We start from the raw sequence: 18,033 nt of genomic DNA on the forward strand, positions 1-18,033 counted from the left end.
CAGGGGCGTCTCGAGCGAGAGTCGCGGTCGCCGCCTGTATCGTCCGCGTCTCCGAAATCTGCGACGGCGAGGCAACATCCGCCCCGATGAAGTGGGTCCTGCACCGCCGGTCCGACCGGTGGACGCAGGAAAGGACGATCCATGACCCAGCAGAACTCTCGACGGCGCCGCGCGGCACTCACCGCCGCCGTGCTCGTCGCGACCCTCGGCCCGGCCGCCTGCGCCGCCGCCGAGCCCGATGTGCCGGGCGGCTCCGTGGATCCCAGCGCCACCTCCGTCGGCCGCACCGCCGACGACGGCGTTATCGCCGACGGCGAACCGGTGTCGATCCTCGACGGTGACCTGCCCGCCATCGCCGGCCTCGACCCGGCACTGCGCTCCGCGGTCGAGGCGGCCTCGGACGCGGCGGGCGCGGACGGCGTCGAGATGGTCGTCACCTCCGGATGGCGGAGCGCCGACTACCAGCGGGCGCTCCTCGACGACGCCGTCCACGAGTACGGCGGCTACGAGGAGGCGCGCCGGTGGGTGAGCACTCCCGAGCTCTCGGCGCACGTCACCGGCGATGCCGTCGACATCGGCGACACCGACGCGAACAGCTGGCTCAGCCAGCACGGCGCCGACCACGGCCTCTGCCAGACCTACGGCAACGAGATGTGGCACTTCGAGCTGGCGACCGAGCCCGGCGGTGAGTGCCCGCCGCAGAAGCAGGACGCCGCAGGCTGACCGCTTGGTTTGATAGTGATAATCCTTATCGTTAGGGTGATGCCGAGAAGAACGCTCCCTCGTCAGAACGGATCCCCCTGTGCCCGCTGCCGCCACCGTCGAAGACCTGACGGTCGTCGGAGACCGCAGGACGCTCCTCCGGAACGTGAGCTTCGAGGTCGGAGTCGGCGAGCGCGTGGCCCTGCTGGGAACGTCGGGCTCGGGCAAGTCCCTCACCGCGGCGGCCGTGCTCGGTGCGCTCCCGCCCGCCTTCTCGATGTCGGGCAGCGTCTCCCTCTTCGGTCGCCCGGTCGTTCCCGGCCGCACCCCGCCCGCGGGACTCGTCGCCGCCGTCTTCCAGGACTCGTCCCTCGCGCTGAACCCGTTCGTGACCGTCGGGCGTCAGCTCGTGTCCGTCCTCCGGGCGCACCGAGACCTCGGTCGGCGAGAAGCGGCGGCCGCCGTGACGGAGGTGCTGCACTCCGTCGGGATCCAGGATCCTGAGCGGGCGTTGCGGGGCTTCGCTCCTGAGCTGTCGGGCGGTCAGCGCCAGCGGATCTGCATCGGCCTCGCCCTGCTGTGCGGCGCGCGACTGCTGGTCGCCGACGAGCCGACCACCGCTCTCGACGTCGTCACGCAGGCGCAGGTGCTGCGCGTCCTCCGCGAGTACGGCGCCGCCTCCGACGCCGCGCTCCTCTTCATCACGCACGACCTCGCTGTCGCGTCGATCCTCTGCACCAGGGCGGTCGTGCTCGAGCGGGGCGCGGTGGTGGAGGCCGGTCCGATGACCGACCTCGTCTCGGCCCCCGCTCATCCCTTCACCCGCTCGCTCGTGGACGCGGCGCGCTCGCTCGTCCGAGAGGACGCCGCCTGATGCTCGCGGCCGACGGGATCACCCACCGGTACCGCCGCGGCCCCGCGCAGCCCGCCCTGTCCGACGTCTCCTTCTCGGCCGCCCCGGGGGAGAGCGTCGGCGTCGTCGGCCGATCGGGATCGGGCAAGTCGACGCTGCTCACGATCCTCCTCGCGCTCGAGCGGCCCTCGGAGGGCGGGGTCGCTCTCGACGACGCGGCGGTCCGCCCCGGATCGGTGAGGCGGCTGCGCTGGTTCCGGCGCCGGGTGCAGTACGTCCCCCAGGAGCCGGGCTCGACCCTCGAGCCCCGCATGACGGTCGCCCAGCTCGTCCTCGAGCCCCTCCGGCGGCTCGATGTCCCCGGCGAGCACCGTCGACTCGTCTCCGCAGCCCTCGACGACGTGGGCCTCCCCGCCGCGATGCTGAAGCGCCGCCCCGGGGAGCTCTCGGGCGGGCAGGCTCAGCGCGTCGCCCTCGCCCGCTCGATCGTCAGCGGCCCCGAGTACCTGCTCGCGGACGAGCCGGTGAGCGGGCTCGACCTGCCGCTGCGCGACCGGGTCCTCGAGCTGCTCCGGGAGCTGACCGAGCACAGGTCGCTCGGGCTCGTCTTCGTGTCGCACGACCTCGACGCCGTCGCCCGGCTCTGCCGGCGCTGCGTGGTCCTCGCCGACGGCCGCATCGTCGAGGAGGGCGCCACGGCCGACCTCCTCCGGCGCCCCGAGCACCCGGCGACGCGGGAGCTGCTCGACGCCGTCCCCGTGCTGCTGGGCGTCGACCGCTGATGGCGGTCGGGCCACGGAGGCGGCGCACCACCGCCCCGCTCCCGGCGCTGTTCGCGAGTCAGGCGCTCTTCAACCTCGGGTTCTTCGCGGTCGTCCCCTTCCTCGCGATCACGATGCGCGACGACCACGGCCTCGGCGGCGCCGCGGTGGGGCTGGTGCTCGGCGTCCGCGCGTTCAGCCAGCAGGGCCTCTTCCTGCTCGGCGGCCTGCTCCACGACCGCTACGGCGCCCGCACCCTCATCGCCCTCGGCTGCGCCGTCCGCGTCCTCGGGTACCTCGCGCTCGCGTACGCCTCCGATCTGACGGGCTTCGTGATCGGTGCCGTGCTGACCGGACTGGGCGGCGCGCTGTTCTCTCCCGCCCTCGACGCGCTGGTCGGAGCGGCCGACGCCCGCGCGAGTCCGACGAGACCGGAGGGGCGCCCGTCCCTGTTCGTCGGTCTCCTGCTCGTCGGCGAGGTCGGAGCCGCCCTCGGCCCGCTGGTCGGGGCGATGCTGCTCGGCGTCGGTTTCTCGGCGACGGCCGGAGTCGCGGCCGCGCTGTTCGCCGTCGTCGGCACCGCGCTCTGGCTGCTCGTCCCGAGTGGAGCGCCTCCCGCGCCGGCGAGGACCACCGCCGGCCGCCCCTCCTTCGATCGTCGGTTCGTCGTGTTCGCGGCCCTGTTCGGCGTCAACCTGCTCGCGTACAACCAGCTCTACCTCGGCCTCGGCTTCGAGGTCGCCCGGGTCGGGGGCGACGCCGCGTCGATCGGCCTGGTCTTCCTCCTCCTGTCCCTGCTGACCCTCGCCGGCCAGTGGCCCCTCGGAGTCTGGGCCTGGCGTCTCGGCGCCGGCCGCGCGCTCACGCTGGGCTTCGGCGCGATCGCCGTCGGATTCGCCTCCCTCGCGGTCGCCTCCGCGCACCCTCCGCAGCCGGGACGGGAGCTGCTGCCGGCGATCGCGATGACCGCGCTCCTGGCGCTCGGTCACATGCTCGTCGGGCCCGTCGCCCTCGGGCTCGTCCCGCGCTTCGCAGGCTCCCGCCCCCTCGGCGCCCACTACGGACTGCTGGCCACCTGCGGCGGACTCGCCGTTCTGGGCGGCAGCGTCGCGCTCGGGCCGCTGTTCGACTCCGACGCCTTCCCGCTCGCCTGGTCGCTGCTCGCCGCGGCCGCGCTCGTCTCCGCGCTCGCGCTTCCGCGACTGCTCCCTCGCTCCGACTCCCGCACCATCCCCTCCCTCCCTCCCGTCACGGAAAGACACCATGCGCCCTAGGCTCCACCGGACCCTCGCCCTCGCCGCCACCGCCTCGGCGGTCGCCCTCGCCCTCACGGGCTGCTTCTCCGGAGGTGCCTCCTCCGCCGACTCCTCCGACGACGCCCGTCTCCGTCTCGCGATGCTCCAGCCGCCGCGCTCGGGGCTCTCGCCCCTGAGCGACGACGCCTTCAAGCTCTCCCGCTGGAGCACGGCCGAGACCCTCGTCACCCTCGACGAGGTCGGTGACGCCCAGCCCGCGCTCGCGACGGAGTGGGAGCAGACGGACCCGACCACGTGGACCTTCCGCCTCCGCCCCGACGTCACGTTCCACGACGGCACGGCTCTCACCGCCGAGCAGGCCGCCGCGTCGCTCACCGCGGCCGCGACCGCGAGCCCGAAGCCGCGCATCCTCGACGGGGTCGAGCTCACCGCGACGGCCGACGGCGACTCCGTGCGAGTGGTCACGGCGGAGGCCGACCCGCTGATCCCGCAGCGCCTGTCCAGCCCTCAGCTCGCGATCCTGGCGGCCTCGGCCTACGGGGCCGACGGAGTCGTGAATCCGATCGGCGCGGGAACCGGGCCCTTCGTGCTCACCGCCGTGAACGGGACCTCGACCGCCACCCTCGACCGGTACGAGGACTACTGGGGCGACGAGGCCGCCGCGAGCGGGATCGACGTCTCCTTCGTCCCCGACGGGACGGCCCGGGCCGCCGCCCTGCGCACGGGCACCGCCGACATCGTCGAGGCGATCCCGGTCGGCCAGGCGGCGCAGATCGACGACGACCTCCTGCACGAGGTCCCGATGCCGCGGACGAACACGCTCTACCTGAACACCGCCTCCGGGCCGTTCGCGGATCCCGCCGTCCGGGCCGCGGCGCAGGCCGCGATCGACCGTGCCGCGATCGTGGATCTGGTCTACGAGGGCCGCGCCGACGTCGCCGACGGGCTCCTCGGGCCGGCGATCGAGTGGGCCGCGGACCTCCGGGACGACCCCGCCTACGAGAGCGTGCTCGCGACGCGCGCGACTCCCGCCGAGGTCGCCGGCACCACGATCACGCTGGGAACGTTCACCGACCGCGCCGAACTGCCCGAGGTCGCCGTGCAGCTCGAGCAGCAGCTGGAGGCGGCGGGCTTCACCGTCGAGACGGACGTCCGCGAGTACCAGTACATCGAGGCCGACGCTCTGGACGGCGCGTTCGACGCCTTCATCCTCTCCCGGGCGACCGTGCTCGACTCCGGCGACCCCGGTGCCTACCTCTACAGCGACTTCGCGTGCGACGGCTCCTTCAACCTCTCGCAGTTCTGCGACCCGCAGGTCGACTCCGCCCTCGACGCCGCCGCGGTGCTCCCCGCCGGCGACGAGCGCCGTCGCGCGCTGATGCAGGTCGAGGCGCTGATCCTCGCCGAGGACGCCGCCGTGCCGATGCTGCACGAGCGCGTCATCCAGGGTGAAGGAGAGGGAGTCGCGGGCGCCGCGCGCGACCCGCGCGAGCGCGCGCTGATCACCGGCGACACCCGCGTGGCGCGGCGGTGACCCGCGGGTGGGCCGCCACCCTCGTCGGCGTCTCGCGGACCGTCGCGATCGCCGGGGTGGTGCTGCTGATCGGCGTACTCCCGTGGCTGTCGGGACGCAGCCCCGAGTACACCGTCCTCCGCGCTCGCTACGCCGACCTCGAGGCCACCCCGGAGGCACTCGCGTCCGTGCGGGCCGAGCTCGGGCTCGACCGCGGGCCCGTCGCGGTCCTCCTCGACTGGGCGGCCGGCCTCCTCCGGGGCGACGCGGGGACCTCGTGGGTCAGCGGCCGGCCGGTGCTCCCGGGAACTCTCGAGGCGCTCTCGGTCTCCCTCACCCTGATGGGCTTCGCCGTGGTCGTCGCGGCGGTGATCGCCGCCGCCCTCTGCCTCCCGACCCTGCGGTCGGGCCTGCGGGGGCGGCAGGTCCGCGGATCCGGGGTGCTCGGCGCCTCCCTGACCGCGCTGCCGGAGTTCCTCCTCGCCTCCGCCCTGCTCATCGTCTGCTCCGTGTGGTTGCGCTGGCTCCCGCCGTACGGCTGGGCGGGGCTCGAGTACGCCGTCCTGCCCGCGCTCGCCCTGGGGATCCCGGCCGGCGGACTCGTCGGCCGTCTGCTCTCGGACGCGATCGCCTCGAGCTTCGCCGAACGATGGGTGATCACTTGGCGGATGGCCGGACTGTCCCGGCGGCGGGTCGGTGCGGCGGTGCTGCGCCGGGCGCTCCCCTCCGTGCTGAGCCAGATCGGCCTGGTCCTGATCGGCCTGACCGGAGGCGCCGTCGCCGTCGAGCAGGTCTTCGCGATCCCCGGGCTCGGCCGAGCGATCCTGGGGGCGGCGAGCACGCAGGACATCCCCGCGCTGCAGGCCGGGATCCTCGCGCTGCTCGCCGTGGCGGTCGTCGTCGGGGCCCTGGTCGGGCTCTTCCGCCGACTCCTGCTCGGATCCGCGCTGCGGCTGGGGTCCCTCCCCGTCCCGGATGCGCGGGTCGCGCCCCGACCGCGCGACCTCCTCGTCCCGCTGGTCGCCGCGGGCTCCCTCGCCGTCATCGTCGCCGCGGGCCTGCTCCGCGACCCCTTCACCTCCGCGCACTCCCGACTCGAGGCACCCTCGAGGGCGCTGCCCTTCGGAGCGGACGCCAGCGGCCGCGATCTGCTCGGCAGGGTCGGGCACGGAGCGCTGACGACGCTCGGAGTCGCGCTGCTCGTCGTCCTCGTCTGCGTCGTCCTCGGCATCGCGATCGGCCTGTTCCCGCACGCGTCGACCGGCCCGCTCGAGGTCGCGAACGCCGCGCCGCCGATCCTGGCCGGCATCGTCGTCACCGCACTCTGGGGCCCCTCGATCGAGGGAGCGGCCGTCGCCGTCGCGGCCGTCAGCTGGGCGCCGCTGGCCGCCCACACCGGCTCCCTCGTGCTCGAGGCGAGAGCGCAGCCGCACATCCGCATCCTGCCCGTCCTCGGTGTCGGACCGGTCCGCACGACGCTCCGCTACCTCGTCCCCGCCGTCGTCGGTCCGGTCCTCCGGCACGCGATGCTGCGCCTCCCCGGGATCGCGCTGACGCTCGCCGCCCTCGGCTTCCTCGGCCTCGGCAGCGATCAGCCGACACCCGAGTGGGGCCTCATCCTCGCGGAGGGGAGCGGCTATGCGGAGCGGGCGCCCTGGGTCGTCCTCGCCCCGGCGTCGGTGCTGGTGCTCGCCGCGGTGCTCGCGGTGTCGCTCGCGTCGTACGACTGGTCGGCACGGCCGGGTCTCGGACGGCGGGCCTCGGAGCCGCCGGGCGGTCGGACTCAGCGCGTTCCTGCGGCGTCGTCCTCGAGGAGCTGAACGTAACCGATCTGGGCGATCCTCCGCGCTCAGTCGGCCTCGACGAAGACGATCTCGCCCAGCGGATTCGTCCACGTCATCTCGCCGCCCGAGCGCGCGACGGAGACGGGCTCGCTGAGAAGGCCGCTGACCAGTGCGCCCGCCTCGTCGCGGGGCGGCTCGCAGGCCACGAACGTGGTCGAGAGCCGGGTGACCGTGAGGACGCCGTCGTCGAGGCGGAAGGGACCGGACTGCGTGTTGCAGCCGTCGTCGATCGTGAGTCGGTCGCCTCCGTCCCTGGTGATGACGAGGAGGATCGAGGCGGCCGGGTCGGTGACGGCGTCGACGAGCGTGCCGGAGAGCGAGGTGCTGCGGTACTCGCCGGGCTCCAGCTCCGCGACCGTCGTCGGTGTCGGAGCCTCGCGGTCGGCGGTGCATGCGACCAGCGCTGCTGCCAGCGAGCCGGCCGTCAGGAGGAGCGCGGTCGTGCGGCGACGGGACATGCGGACCTCCGAGGGCGAGTGCGCTGGTCGTTCCGGGAGTCAAGCACGGGGGTCGGGCGGGCGCCAGCGGCCGGAGGCGGCACCGGCCCGCTCACACCGTGCTGCGGTCGGCCTCGGCCGGCGTCGGCTCCTCGGTGGCGTGCGAGTCGGTGAGGGACAGCGACCCGATGGTCGCGATCACCCCGACGAGGACCGCGACCACGATGTAGATGATCCGCTCGCCCGTGAAGAAGGTCTGGACGAGGTCGGAGCTCCACGCGCCCGCGGGGAGGGTCTTCGTGACCAGCGCGGCGACGAGGGTGCCCACGACGGCGGTGCCGAGGCTGGTGCCGAGCTCCTGGGAGGTGTCGTTGAGGGCGGCGCCGATCGAGGTCCGGTTCTCGTCCATCGCCTCGACGAGAGCGACCGCGCAGATGGTCATGATCGTCCGCAGCCCGATCGTGAGGAGCACCATCATCGCGGCGATCGCGAGGTAGCCGTGCTCCACCGCCCAGGCCATGCCGAGCAGCGCGCCCACCAGGAGGCCGGTGCCGACGAGGCAGGCGAGGCGGTGGCCGAGCCGGGCGGCGAGCTGCTCGGCGATCGGAGTCGCGGCGATCATCGTGACGATGACGGGCAGGTTCGCGAGGCCGGCCTGCATCGGGCTCCAGCCGTACGCGTACTGGAAGTGCAGGATCAGACCGAACAGGACGCTGGCGAAGGCGACCGAGGCTGCGAGCTGCGTGAGGGCCGCGCCTCGGACGGGCCCGGTGCGGAAGATCGCGAGGTCGATCATCGGCGAGGCTGCGCGACGTTCGCGGAGGATGAAGCCTCCGATCGCGGCGACCGTGCCGAGGGCGCAGGCGAGGGTGACGGGCGCGAGCCAGCCGTCCTGCACTCCGCTGGTGAGGGTGTAGCAGCCGAGCCCGATCGCGGCGACGGTGAGGGCCGCGCCGGGCAGGTCGATCCGCTCGGAGGTCAGGTCGGCTCGACGGTCGGCCGGCACTCCGACGCGGACGCCGATCCAGGCGATGAGGGCGATCGGCGCGTTGATGACGAGGAGCCACTGCCAGCTGAACTGGCCGAGCACCGTCCCGCCCAGGATCGGCCCCAGGACGAACCCCGACATGCCCACGATCATCACGATCGTGATCGAGCGCATCCGCAGCTTCTCGTCGTCGAAGAGGCGGAAGATCAGCGACATCGTGACGGGGGCCATGGCCGCCGCGGCGCACCCGAGCGCGGCGCGCAGCGCGATGAGGTGGCCGATGTCGGTGACGAGGACGACGGCGAGGCTGATCAGTCCGAAGGCCGTGAGGCCGATCAGCAGCACGCGGCGCCGACCGAAGCGGTCGGCGGCGGATCCCGCGGTCAGCAGCAGCCCGCCGAAGGTGAGGGAGTAGGCGCCCGTCACCCACTGCAGTCCGGCCGTCCCGCTGTCGAGCGAGCGACCGATCGTCGGCAGGGCGATCGAGAGCAGTGTGTTGTCGACCATCTCGACGAAGAAGGCCAGGCAGAGCGCAGCGAGCGGGAGCGCCGCGGCGCGCAGCGAGGTGTAGGCGGGGGGCTTGGCGGGGCTGATCGTCGGCGTGCTCATGGCGGGCCTTCCTCTCGAACGCCGTACGACTATCGGACGGCGTTCGATAACCTAGAACGCCGTTCGATAACATGCAAGACATGTCTGCAGATCGAGCGAACGAGACCGGGCGCTCCGGTGCGCCGCCCGCGCGAGCCCGGGGACGCCAGCGGGCGTCGCACTCGCTCGACACGGTGCTGGCGGAGGCGATCGCGATCCTCGACGAGTCGGGGGAGCCGGCGCTGACCTTCCGGGCTCTGGCGGCGCGCCTCGGTGGCGGAGTGGCGAGCATCTACTGGTACGTCGGGAGCCGCGACGAGCTGCTCGACCGGGCGACGGAGGAGGTGATGGGCCGGGTCCTCGAGGACAGCGAGCCGCTCACCCACGGCTCCGACCCGGTCGCCAACCTGCGCGCGCTCGCCCTCGCGCTGTTCGACGAGTTCGTCCGCCGGCCGTGGTTCGGGCAGTTCATGCTCCGCGACAACGGGCTGCAGGCCAACTCGATGGCCATGCACGAGCGGATCGGCCAGCAGCTGATGCGGCTCGACCTGACGCCCCGGCAGCGCTTCCACGCGGCGTCGTCGATCGTGAGCTACGTCGTCGGCGTCGCCATCGACCTCGCGCAGCCGCCGCCCAAGGAGTTCCTCGAGAGCGGGATGGACCGGCTGGAGTTCCTGGCCGCGTACGCCGACCGCTGGCGGGCACTCGACCCCGAGGAGTTCCCCTTCCTGCACCAGATCGCCGACGAGATGGCGACGCACGACGACCTCGACGTGTTCCGCTCCGGGCTCGACCTGCTGCTGGCCGGGCTCCGTCTGCAGGCAGGCCTCCCGCCGGCGCCGTGAGTGCTCCCCTCGGCGAAGGGCCGGGGCCCGGAGTCAGTCCTCCGGGTCGACCACGAGCCCGACGCCGCCGCCGCGGCGCACGGGTTCGGCGACCGCGGTCATCCGCCCCGAGGCGTCGACCTCGATCGCGGCCACTGCGCCGATCTCCGCGGCCGACGTGAAGGTGTCGCCCGAGGGCGTCAGCTGCTGCCCGAAGGGGGCGAGGTCGTCGGCGTAGGCGTCGATGAACGCGGGCTCGGCCGAGGTCGAGGCGGTGTTGCGCTGCGACGCCCGGGGCGCGGCCACCGCCTCCGGGAGCGTCATGCCGAGGTCGATGCGGTTGACCAGCGTCTGCAGCACCGTCGTGATGATCGTCGCGCCTCCGGGCGATCCGACGACGAACTTCACCTTGCCGTCGTCGAGCACGATCGTCGGCGACATCGACGAGCGCGGGCGCTTGTCCGGCTCGATCCGGTTCGGGTCGCCGTCGACGTACACCGTGGAGAAGTCGGTGAGCTCGTTGTTGAGGAGGAACCCGCGTCCGGGGACGGTCATCGCCGACCCTCCGGTCTGCTCGATCGTCAGCGTGTAGGAGGCGGCGTTGCCCCACTTGTCGACGACCGAGAGGTGGGTGGTCGAGATGTTCTCGGTGTCGGGCTGCTCCGCGGCGAGGGCGGTCGAGCATCCGGAGCCGTCGAGCGCGCCGGCGGCGACCGGACGGACGGACGCGGTCGTCGGGTCGATCGTGCAGTCCCGCGAGTCCGCGAACTCCTGGCTGAGCAGCGTCTCGGTGGGCACGTCGGTGAAGGCGGGGTCGCCGACGTAGGCGCCCCGGTCGGCGAAGGCGCGGGCCGACGCCTCGAGGTAGAGGTGCAGGGCGCCGCCGGTCCCCTCGGCGCCGAGGTCGTGGTTCTCGAGGATGTTCAGCGCCTCGCCGACCGCGATCCCGCCCGAGGAGGAGGGCGCCATGCCGTAGACGTCGAGCCCGCGGTAGGAGGCGTGGGTGGGGGCCTGCTCGACGACCGAGTACGCGGCGAGGTCGGCCTCGGTGAGCGTGCCGGCCGGCGCGGGGAGCGTCGAGTCGGCGGCGGTCCGCGGGTTCTGGACCGTGTCGGCGATCTCGCCGGCCAGCGCTCCCTCGTAGAACGCACTCGGCCCGTGGATCGCGATGCCGGCCAGCGTCTTCGCGAGATCGGGATTGCGGAAGGTGCTGCCGACCGTCGGGGCGTCACCGCCGGGGAGGAACAGCTCGGCCGTGTCGGGGAACTGCTCGAACCGCTCGAGGTTGTCGAGCGTCTGGTTGCGGAAGGTCTCGTCGACCCGGAAGCCCTTCGCGGCGAGCGCGACCGACGGCGCAAGCACGGCCGCGAGCGGCAGGGTGCCGAAGCGGTCGACCGCGGTGTCCCAGGTCGCGACGGTGCCGGGGACCCCGACCGAGACGCCCGACGACACGAGCTCCGGAGTGAAGGGGTAGGGCTCGCCCGTGGCGGGGTCGATGAAGGCGTCCGAGGTGATGCCGGCCGGTGCGGTCTCCCGCCCGTCGATGGTGCTCACCGCGCCGGTGGCCGCATCGAAGTAGACGAAGTACCCGCCACCGCCGATGCCGGCGCTGTAGGGCTCGGTCACGCCGAGAGCCGAGGCCGTCGCGACGGCGGCGTCGGCGGCGTTGCCGCCGAGCCTCAGCACCTCCAGGCCCACGCGGCTCGCGCTCGCGTCGACCGACGAGACCGCACCGCCGGAGCCGACCGAGGTCGAGGGCGAGATCAGCGGGCCACCGAGGGCGCCGCGGACGTCGTCGGGCGAGAGGTTCGGGAAGCCGGGGATCGGCCTCTCGAGAGCGGAGGCGGGCGCGGCGCCCGCCACCCCGAGAGAGACGACCGCGACGAGCGCGAGCGCGATCCGTCGGAGACCGGGTGTCGTGGCCATGGGGTTCCTCCGTCGGAACTCGTGGGGTGCGGAGCGGGTTCCCCCAACCTAGGGGCGCGCCGGGTCAGCGGGCTAGCGGACGGAATGTCACGTTCGACGGCCACATGGGCTGCGGTCGCCGCGGTCCGTCGGCTAGGTTCGCGGTACGCGACCCGACGCGGATGGACGGAACCCGGCCGGCCACGATCGTCGGCGCGCCGGAACGCGGTGACCCATGGACGCTCGACGACGCCTGCTGGTCGTGGCCGGAGCGGTCGCGGCGGTGCTCGTGGCGGGCGCGGTGGTGCTCGATGCGACGGCGGGGAGCCCGGGCGACGCGTCCGGGAGTCGCCCGATCGCCGGGAGCGCGACTCCGGCCGTCTCTCAGGCTCCGCCGGCGACCGGTGCTGCCTCTCCCGGCGGCCTCGCCACCGTGACCCCGTCGACCCCGTCGACCCCGGCGGCGCTCGCCGCGGAGCCCGACCCCGAGGCTCCGCTCGAGGTCTCCGGGCCGGCGCCCGTCGAGACCGGGCTGCCCGCCTCGGCCCCCCGCGCGGCGCTGATCGCGCTGCCGCTGCCGGCCGCCGCGAGCTCCTCCGGCGCGGTGGTCGACGGCTATCCGTCGGCCGTCGTCGCTCCGGTCCCCGGCTCGATCGTGGCCTCGAGCTCGGTCGAGCCCGCGGGCGACGTGCTGCGCTCGGGTCTCACGGCGACCGTCGCCCTCGACGCGGAGCAGATCACCGAGCACTACCGGGATTCGCTGGCAGCGCAGGGCTTCACCTCGGCGGCCGTCGAGGCTCCCGACGGCGGCTCCGCCACGCTCTTCACCGCGGGCGAGGACACGGTGAGCCTCTCGGTGACCCCGACCGGCACGCCCCGGATGAGCTACTCGCTGCTGTCCGTCCTGCACGCCCCGAGCGGAGGCTGAGAGGTGTACATCTCGCTGTCCGACCGGCCGGAGGGCCCCGCGGAGCAGCCGGCGCGCGCCTCCGGTCCCGCGCGGGTCGCCCCGGCCGTGATCGCCCTGGGCGTGGTGAGCCTGTTCACCGACATCTCGTCGGAGTCGACCGCGGCGATCCTGCCCTTCTACATCACCGCGGCGCTGGGGATGTCGACGCTCGCCTACGGCTTCCTCGACGGCCTGTACCAGGGCGTCAGCGCGTTCGTCCGGATCGGCGCCGGCTGGACGGCCGACCGCACCGACCGGCCCAAGCTCGTGGCGCTCGCCGGCTACGGCCTGTCGATGCTCGCCAGGCTGGGGCTCCTGGCGGGGAGCGGGCCCGCCGCCCTCACGGCCGTGGTCGCCGTCGACCGCGTCGGCAAGGGGATCCGCACCGCGCCGCGGGACGCGATGATCTCGGCCTCCTCCGACTCCGCATCGCTCGCGCGCTCCTTCGGCGTGCACCGGATGCTCGACACCGTCGGGGCGACGATCGGGCCCCTCCTCGCCTTCGTCGTGCTCCTGCTCGTGCCGGACGGCTACGCGACGGTCTTCGTGGTGTCGGCCGCGTTCGCGACGCTCGGAGTGGTCGTCCTGCTGCTGTTCGTCCCCGACCTGCGGACGCGCCCCGCCGGTGGCCCGGCCCGGGCCCGGCTGCCGTGGCGTCGGCTGTGGGATCGACGCCCGCGCCGCCTCCTGCTCGCGGCGGGCCTGCTCGGCGTGCTGACGGTCGGCGACGGCTTCGTCTACCTCGTGCTGCAGAGTCGGAGCGGCTTCGCGGCACAGTGGTTCCCGCTGCTGTACGTCGGGACGAACGCGGCCTACCTCGCCCTCGCGATCCCGTTCGGGCGCCTCGCCGACCGCTGGGGCCGGGCCCGGATGTTCGCCGCCGGCCACGTGCTGCTGCTGGCCGTGTACGTGCTGGCCGCCTCGCCCGCCTCCGGACTGCCCGCGACCCTCGCCTGCCTGCTGCTGCTCGGCGCCTTCTACGCGGCGACCGACGGAGTGCTCGCCGCGGTCGCCGGGGCGAGCGTGCCCGTCGAGATCCGGGCGAGCGGGATCGCGGCCGCCCAGACGGTCGTCGCGGTGGCGCGCCTGATCGCGTCGGTGGGCTTCGGGGCGCTGTGGCTGTGGCTCGGGCGGGAGGGCGCGATGGTCGCCGTCGCCATCGCGCTCGTGGCCGCGCTCCCGGTGGCGGTGCTGCTGCTGCGCGACCGGTTCGCGGAGGCGGCGCGATGACGGAGGAACGCGCCTCCCGCCTCTCGGAGCGCACGCGCTGGATCGTCGCCGTCACCGCGGCCGTCGCCCTGCTCGGCGGCGCGGCCGCCTACGGCGTGGGTGCGTGGCAGCGGTTCGAGGCGCGCTCCTCGGCCGACTCCGCCGTCGCGGTCGCCACCGGCGCGCCGGCGGACGGCGATCGGATCGTGTTCCGCAACACCGCGAGCGGGCAGGGCTACGGGATGGTCGCCTCCGTGCCGCTGGCGGATCCGGGAGCCGCCCGTGCGATCAGCGACCGGGCCTGCGACCGGGTGGCAGCGACCGCCGAGACCCAGCTGTGCCTCCGCACCGACCGCGGCGTGCTGACGACCTTCGAGGCGGTGCTGACCGATGCCGACGGAGCGATCCTGCTCGAGTGGCCGCTGCCCGGCATCCCCAGCCGGGCGCGGATCGGCGACGGGATGCTGAGCACGACCGCGTTCGTCACCGGCCACTCCTACGCGCCGACCACATTCTCGACCCAGACCGTGATCCGCTCCCTCGACCCGGCGGTCCCCGACCCGGGCGATCTCGAGTCCTTCGCGCTGAGCGTCGCCGGCCAGCCGCTGACCGCCGTCGACCGCAACCTCTGGGGAGTCACCTTCGCCGACGACGGCGACACCTTCTACGCGACCGCCGCCTCGGGATCCCGCACCTGGCTGGTGCGCGGCAGCATGGCGGCACGGGCGCTGACGGCGATCCACGACACCGCGGAGTGCCCGTCCCTCTCGCCCGACGGCACCCGGATCGCCTACAAGAAGGACGCCGGCGGCGCCGTGCCCGACTGGCGCATCGCCGTGCTCGACCTCGCCTCGGGCACCGAGACTGTCCTCTCGGAGGAGCGCAGCGTCGACGACCAGGTGGTCTGGCTCGACGACGGCACGCTGCTCTACGGCCTCCCGCGGGAGGACTCGCCCGGCGACACCGACGTGTGGTCGATCGCGGTCGACGGCGGAGGCGCGCCGGAGCTCTACCTGGAGCACGCCTGGTCGCCGTCGGTCGTGCGGGGCTGAGGGCGGGCCCTCAGACCGGCGACGACACCTCGGCCAGGCGCATCGTGCCGCCCGCCTGCGCGGCGAACGCTCGCGCCGTCGCAGCGATCGTGCGCTGCATGACGCGCACCGCGGCGGTCGGCGCGAGGTCGGCCGGGCGGGCGAGGCTGATCGTGCGGGTCAGGTGGGGCCGGTCGGGCTCCTCGATGCGGATCGAGCGCAGGCCCGGGCGGCCCTGGAGCACCATCGCAGGGACGACCGCGATGCCGAGGCCGCGCTCCGCGAAGCGCAGCACCGCGTCCATCTCGGCCCCCTCCAGCACGACGTCGGGTGCCAGGCCGGCCGCCGAGAACGCGGCGTCGGTCGCTCGGCGCAGGTCGTAGCTCGAGTTGAAGGCGATCTGCGGGAGGCGGGCCACGGCCGCCAGATCGAGCGCGTCGCCGTCGGCCAGGGGCGGCTCCGTGGTCGACGAGACCACGACGAGCTCCTCGACGAGCAGCGGAGTCACGGTGAAGGCGCCGCCGATCGCGGCGGTCGAGGTCGTCACGAGCGCGAGGTCGAGCTCGCCCCGCGCGAGCCGGTCGAAGAGGCTCCGCGAGCCGTCCTCGGCGAGGTGCAGCTCGATGGCCGGATGCGCCGCGTGGAACGCGTGCAGCACCTCCGCGACGAGGCTGATGCAGAGGGTCGGAGTCGCACCGAAGCGGACCCGGCCGCGCTCGAGTCCGGCCAGCTCGGCCAGCTCGCGGCGCACCGACTCGGCGTCGGCCAGCATGCGGCGGGCGAGCGGCAGCAGGAGCTCGCCGGCCGGGGTGAGGCTGCTGCCGGCGCGCGCTCGGTGGAACAGCTCCGAGCCCAGATCCTGCTCCAGCGACGCGATCTGGCGGCTCAGCGACGGCTGTGCGAGATGCAGCTCGTCGGCGGCACGGGTGAAGCTGCCGAGGCGCGCGATCTCGACGAAGCCGGTCAGCTGCTCGAAGTTCATATCCATAGCCTAATCGCATGGTTCATAGCCGAAATATGCATTGGAGTAATCGAACAGCGCTGCCTAGCGTGGGGGGATGAGCACTTCACAGACCACCACGGAGCGACGGATCTCCACCTCCGTCCTCGTCATCGGCACCGGCGGCTCCGGCCTCCGCGCCGCCATCGAGCTGGCCGAGGCCGGGGTCGACGTCCTCGCGCTGGGCAAGCGCTCGAAGTCGGACGCGCACACCTCGCTCGCCGCCGGCGGCATCAACGCCGCCCTCGCCACGATGGACCCCGACGACAGCTGGCAGCAGCACGCCGCCGACACCATCACCGAGTCGTACCTGCTCGCGAACCCGCACACCGTCGAGATCGTCACCTCGAACGCCGCCCGCGGCATCCAGGACCTCGAGCGCTACGGCATGCCGTTCGCCCGCGAGGACGACGGCCGCATCTCGCAGCGCTTCTTCGGAGCGCACACCTACCGCCGCACCGCCTTCGCCGGCGACTACACGGGCCTCGAGATCCAGCGGACGCTGGTCAACCGCGCCGCGCAGCTCGAGATCCCGATCCTCGATACCGTCTACGTCACGCGCATCCTCGTCAACGACGACGGAGCCGTCTTCGGCGCCTACGGCTTCGACCTCGTCGACGGCACTCGCTACCTCATCCACGCCGACGCGGTGATCCTCGCCGCCGGCGGCCACAATCGCATCTGGCGCCGCACCTCCTCGCGCCGCGACGAGAACACGGGCGACTCGTTCCGCCTGGCCGTCGAGGCCGGCGGGCGCCTGCGCGATCCCGAGCTGGTGCAGTTCCACCCGTCGGGCATCATCGAGCCCGAGAACGCGGCCGGCACGCTGATCTCCGAGGCCGCGCGCGGCGAGGGAGGCATCCTCCGCAACGGGCTCGGCGAGCGCTTCATGGGAAAGTACGACCCCGAGCGTCTCGAGCTCTCGACCCGCGACCGGGTCGCGCTCGCCTGCTACACCGAGATCAAGGAGGGCCGCGGCACGCCGAACGGCGGAGTCTGGCTCGACGTCTCGCACCTGCCGCGCGAGACGATCATGACCCGGCTCCCGCGCGTCTACCAGACGATGCTCGAGCTGCAGATGCTCGACATCACGAAGGAGCCGATCGAGATCGCCCCGACGGCGCACTACTCGATGGGCGGCGTCTGGGTCCGCTCCGAGGACCACAGCACCGACGTCCCCGGGCTCTACGCCATCGGCGAGGCGTCCAGCGGTCTGCACGGCGCGAACCGCCTCGGCGGCAACTCGCTGATCGAGCTGCTCGTCTTCGGCAGGATCGTCGGCCAGGCCGCCGCGGACTACTCCGCGTCTCTGACCGCGCAGACCCGTTCGGCGGCGTCGGTGCAGGTCGCTCGCGATGAGATCGCCGACCTGCTCGCCGCCGACGGCGAGGAGAACGTGCGGGCGCTGCAGCGCGCGATCCGCAACACGATGACCGAGCACGCGGGAGTCGTCCGCGACGAGGCGGGCCTGCTCGCCGGACTCGCCGAGCTGGACGCGATCGAGGCGCGCATCGCCGACATCGGGATCCACCCCGACATCGCCGGGTTCCAGGACCTCGCGCACGCCTTCGACCTCAAGTCGGCCGCGATGGCCGCACGGGCCACCCTCGACGCAGCGCTCGAGCGCCGGGAGAGCCGCGGCTGCCACAACCGGAGCGACTATCCCGAGATGGATCCGGCCCTGCAGGTGAACCTCGTCTGGTCGCCCAGCACGGGGATCACCCGCGAGGAGATCCCCGCGATCCCCGAGGAGATCCAGGCCCTCACCGGCGAGGTCGCCACCGCGGGCAAGCTGCTCGAGTAGCCGAGGGCCGCGTCATCCGCCGAGGGTGACGCGGAGGATCCTCTCGTCGCTGTTGTTCGCGATGCTGTCCTCGTCCCCGCTGTGGGAGGTCGTCATCCAGAGGCCGCCCCGCCCGTCGGGTTCGACGGTGCGGAGGCGGCCGTAGGCGTCCCTGCGAGTCGAAGGCGAGCCCCTGCGGGGTGCGGTGCCCTTAGCTCCAGACGGCGTTGCCGAAGGGATTGTCCCCGGGGATGCTGCCGTCGGGGTCGATGCGCAGGATCTTGCCGCTCAGGGAGGAGAGGTTCTGGGCCGTGGATCAGGCGAACGATGACATCCGGGTCTCCGCGCCCGTTGTCACCTGCAGCTGACCCGGTCGATCGGAATGAATTC

The 18,033-nt window shown here is 73.5% G+C and carries 15 protein-coding genes and 1 pseudogene; 11 read left to right on the top strand and 5 right to left on the bottom strand.

The genetic code is table 11. The features are described from left to right. Window positions 1-141 precede the first annotated feature (141 nt). The 6 genes from GRS92_RS07625 to GRS92_RS07650 all read left to right on the top strand — a co-directional run bounded on the left by GRS92_RS07625 (window position 142) and on the right by GRS92_RS07650 (window position 6,905). Window positions 142-723 (top strand): M15 family metallopeptidase, encoded by a 582-nt coding sequence (locus tag GRS92_RS07625; protein WP_159854896.1) that lies wholly within the window; start codon window positions 142-144, stop codon window positions 721-723. 79 nt (window positions 724-802) lie between these two features. Continuing rightward, the gene (locus GRS92_RS07630) at window positions 803-1,576 is read left to right on the top strand and encodes an ATP-binding cassette domain-containing protein (RefSeq protein ID WP_159854898.1); all 774 of its coding nucleotides are present in this window, start codon (window positions 803-805) and stop codon (window positions 1,574-1,576) included. Continuing rightward, window positions 1,576-2,337, top strand: coding sequence for an ABC transporter ATP-binding protein (locus GRS92_RS07635; RefSeq protein WP_159854900.1), 762 nt, complete (start codon window positions 1,576-1,578; stop codon window positions 2,335-2,337). Before GRS92_RS07630 ends, GRS92_RS07635 begins: the two co-directional genes overlap by 1 nt. After that, a complete protein-coding gene (locus GRS92_RS07640) occupies window positions 2,337-3,590 on the top strand; it encodes an MFS transporter (RefSeq protein ID WP_159854902.1) in 1,254 nt (417 codons plus the stop codon). Before GRS92_RS07635 ends, GRS92_RS07640 begins: the two co-directional genes overlap by 1 nt. Continuing rightward, complete coding sequence (locus GRS92_RS07645; protein WP_159854904.1) at window positions 3,580-5,106, top strand: ABC transporter substrate-binding protein; 1,527 nt, start codon at window positions 3,580-3,582, stop codon at window positions 5,104-5,106. The genes GRS92_RS07640 and GRS92_RS07645 overlap by 11 nt, the downstream gene beginning before the upstream one ends. Then, entirely contained in the window at window positions 5,103-6,905 is a 1,803-nt protein-coding gene (locus GRS92_RS07650) for an ABC transporter permease subunit (protein ID WP_159854906.1), read from the top strand. Before GRS92_RS07645 ends, GRS92_RS07650 begins: the two co-directional genes overlap by 4 nt. 29 nt (window positions 6,906-6,934) lie before the next feature. Here the strand turns inward: GRS92_RS07650 and GRS92_RS07655 are convergent, their stop codons facing one another. Further along, window positions 6,935-7,387, bottom strand: coding sequence for an META domain-containing protein (locus GRS92_RS07655; RefSeq protein ID WP_159854908.1), 453 nt, complete (start codon window positions 7,385-7,387; stop codon window positions 6,935-6,937). Window positions 7,388-7,478: 91 nt separating this feature from the next. Then, complete coding sequence (locus GRS92_RS07660; protein WP_159854910.1) at window positions 7,479-8,963, bottom strand: MFS transporter; 1,485 nt, start codon at window positions 8,961-8,963, stop codon at window positions 7,479-7,481. Between the two features lie 80 nt (window positions 8,964-9,043). Here GRS92_RS07660 and GRS92_RS07665 point away from each other — a divergent pair, with 80 nt between their 5' ends. Beyond that, the gene (locus tag GRS92_RS07665) at window positions 9,044-9,787 is read left to right on the top strand and encodes a TetR/AcrR family transcriptional regulator (protein WP_159854912.1); all 744 of its coding nucleotides are present in this window, start codon (window positions 9,044-9,046) and stop codon (window positions 9,785-9,787) included. 33 nt (window positions 9,788-9,820) lie between these two features. Here the strand turns inward: GRS92_RS07665 and ggt are convergent, their stop codons facing one another. Further along, window positions 9,821-11,692, bottom strand: a complete 1,872-nt coding sequence (ggt, locus tag GRS92_RS07670; protein ID WP_159854914.1) for a gamma-glutamyltransferase — start codon at window positions 11,690-11,692, stop codon at window positions 9,821-9,823. 214 nt (window positions 11,693-11,906) lie between these two features. Between ggt and GRS92_RS07675 the strand changes: the two genes are divergently transcribed. Genes GRS92_RS07675 through GRS92_RS07685 form a run of 3 tightly spaced genes read left to right on the top strand, consistent with a single transcriptional unit; the run spans window position 11,907 to window position 14,881 of the window. Continuing rightward, the gene (locus GRS92_RS07675; protein WP_159854916.1) at window positions 11,907-12,599 is read left to right on the top strand and encodes a hypothetical protein; all 693 of its coding nucleotides are present in this window, start codon (window positions 11,907-11,909) and stop codon (window positions 12,597-12,599) included. Window positions 12,600-12,602: 3 nt separating this feature from the next. After that, complete coding sequence (locus tag GRS92_RS07680) at window positions 12,603-13,850, top strand: MFS transporter (RefSeq protein ID WP_159854918.1); 1,248 nt, start codon at window positions 12,603-12,605, stop codon at window positions 13,848-13,850. After that, a complete protein-coding gene (locus GRS92_RS07685; RefSeq protein WP_159854920.1) occupies window positions 13,847-14,881 on the top strand; it encodes a TolB family protein in 1,035 nt (344 codons plus the stop codon). The genes GRS92_RS07680 and GRS92_RS07685 overlap by 4 nt, the downstream gene beginning before the upstream one ends. 10 nt (window positions 14,882-14,891) lie before the next feature. Here the strand turns inward: GRS92_RS07685 and GRS92_RS07690 are convergent, their stop codons facing one another. Further along, the gene (locus GRS92_RS07690; RefSeq protein ID WP_159854922.1) at window positions 14,892-15,848 is read right to left on the bottom strand and encodes a LysR family transcriptional regulator; all 957 of its coding nucleotides are present in this window, start codon (window positions 15,846-15,848) and stop codon (window positions 14,892-14,894) included. Between the two features lie 70 nt (window positions 15,849-15,918). Here GRS92_RS07690 and GRS92_RS07695 point away from each other — a divergent pair, with 70 nt between their 5' ends. Further along, on the top strand, window positions 15,919-17,664 hold the full coding sequence (locus GRS92_RS07695) for an L-aspartate oxidase (protein WP_159854924.1): 1,746 nt from the start codon (window positions 15,919-15,921) through the stop codon (window positions 17,662-17,664). A gap of 190 nt (window positions 17,665-17,854) precedes the next feature. On the opposite strand, the pseudogene GRS92_RS18840 reads toward GRS92_RS07695, so the two are convergent. Continuing rightward, window positions 17,855-17,944 (bottom strand): annotated as a pseudogene (locus tag GRS92_RS18840) (PQQ-dependent sugar dehydrogenase); the annotation flags it as partial. Between the last annotated feature and the right edge of the window lie 89 nt (window positions 17,945-18,033).

Source organism: Rathayibacter sp. VKM Ac-2754 (assembly GCF_009807095.1).
Classification (GTDB): domain Bacteria; phylum Actinomycetota; class Actinomycetes; order Actinomycetales; family Microbacteriaceae; genus Rathayibacter.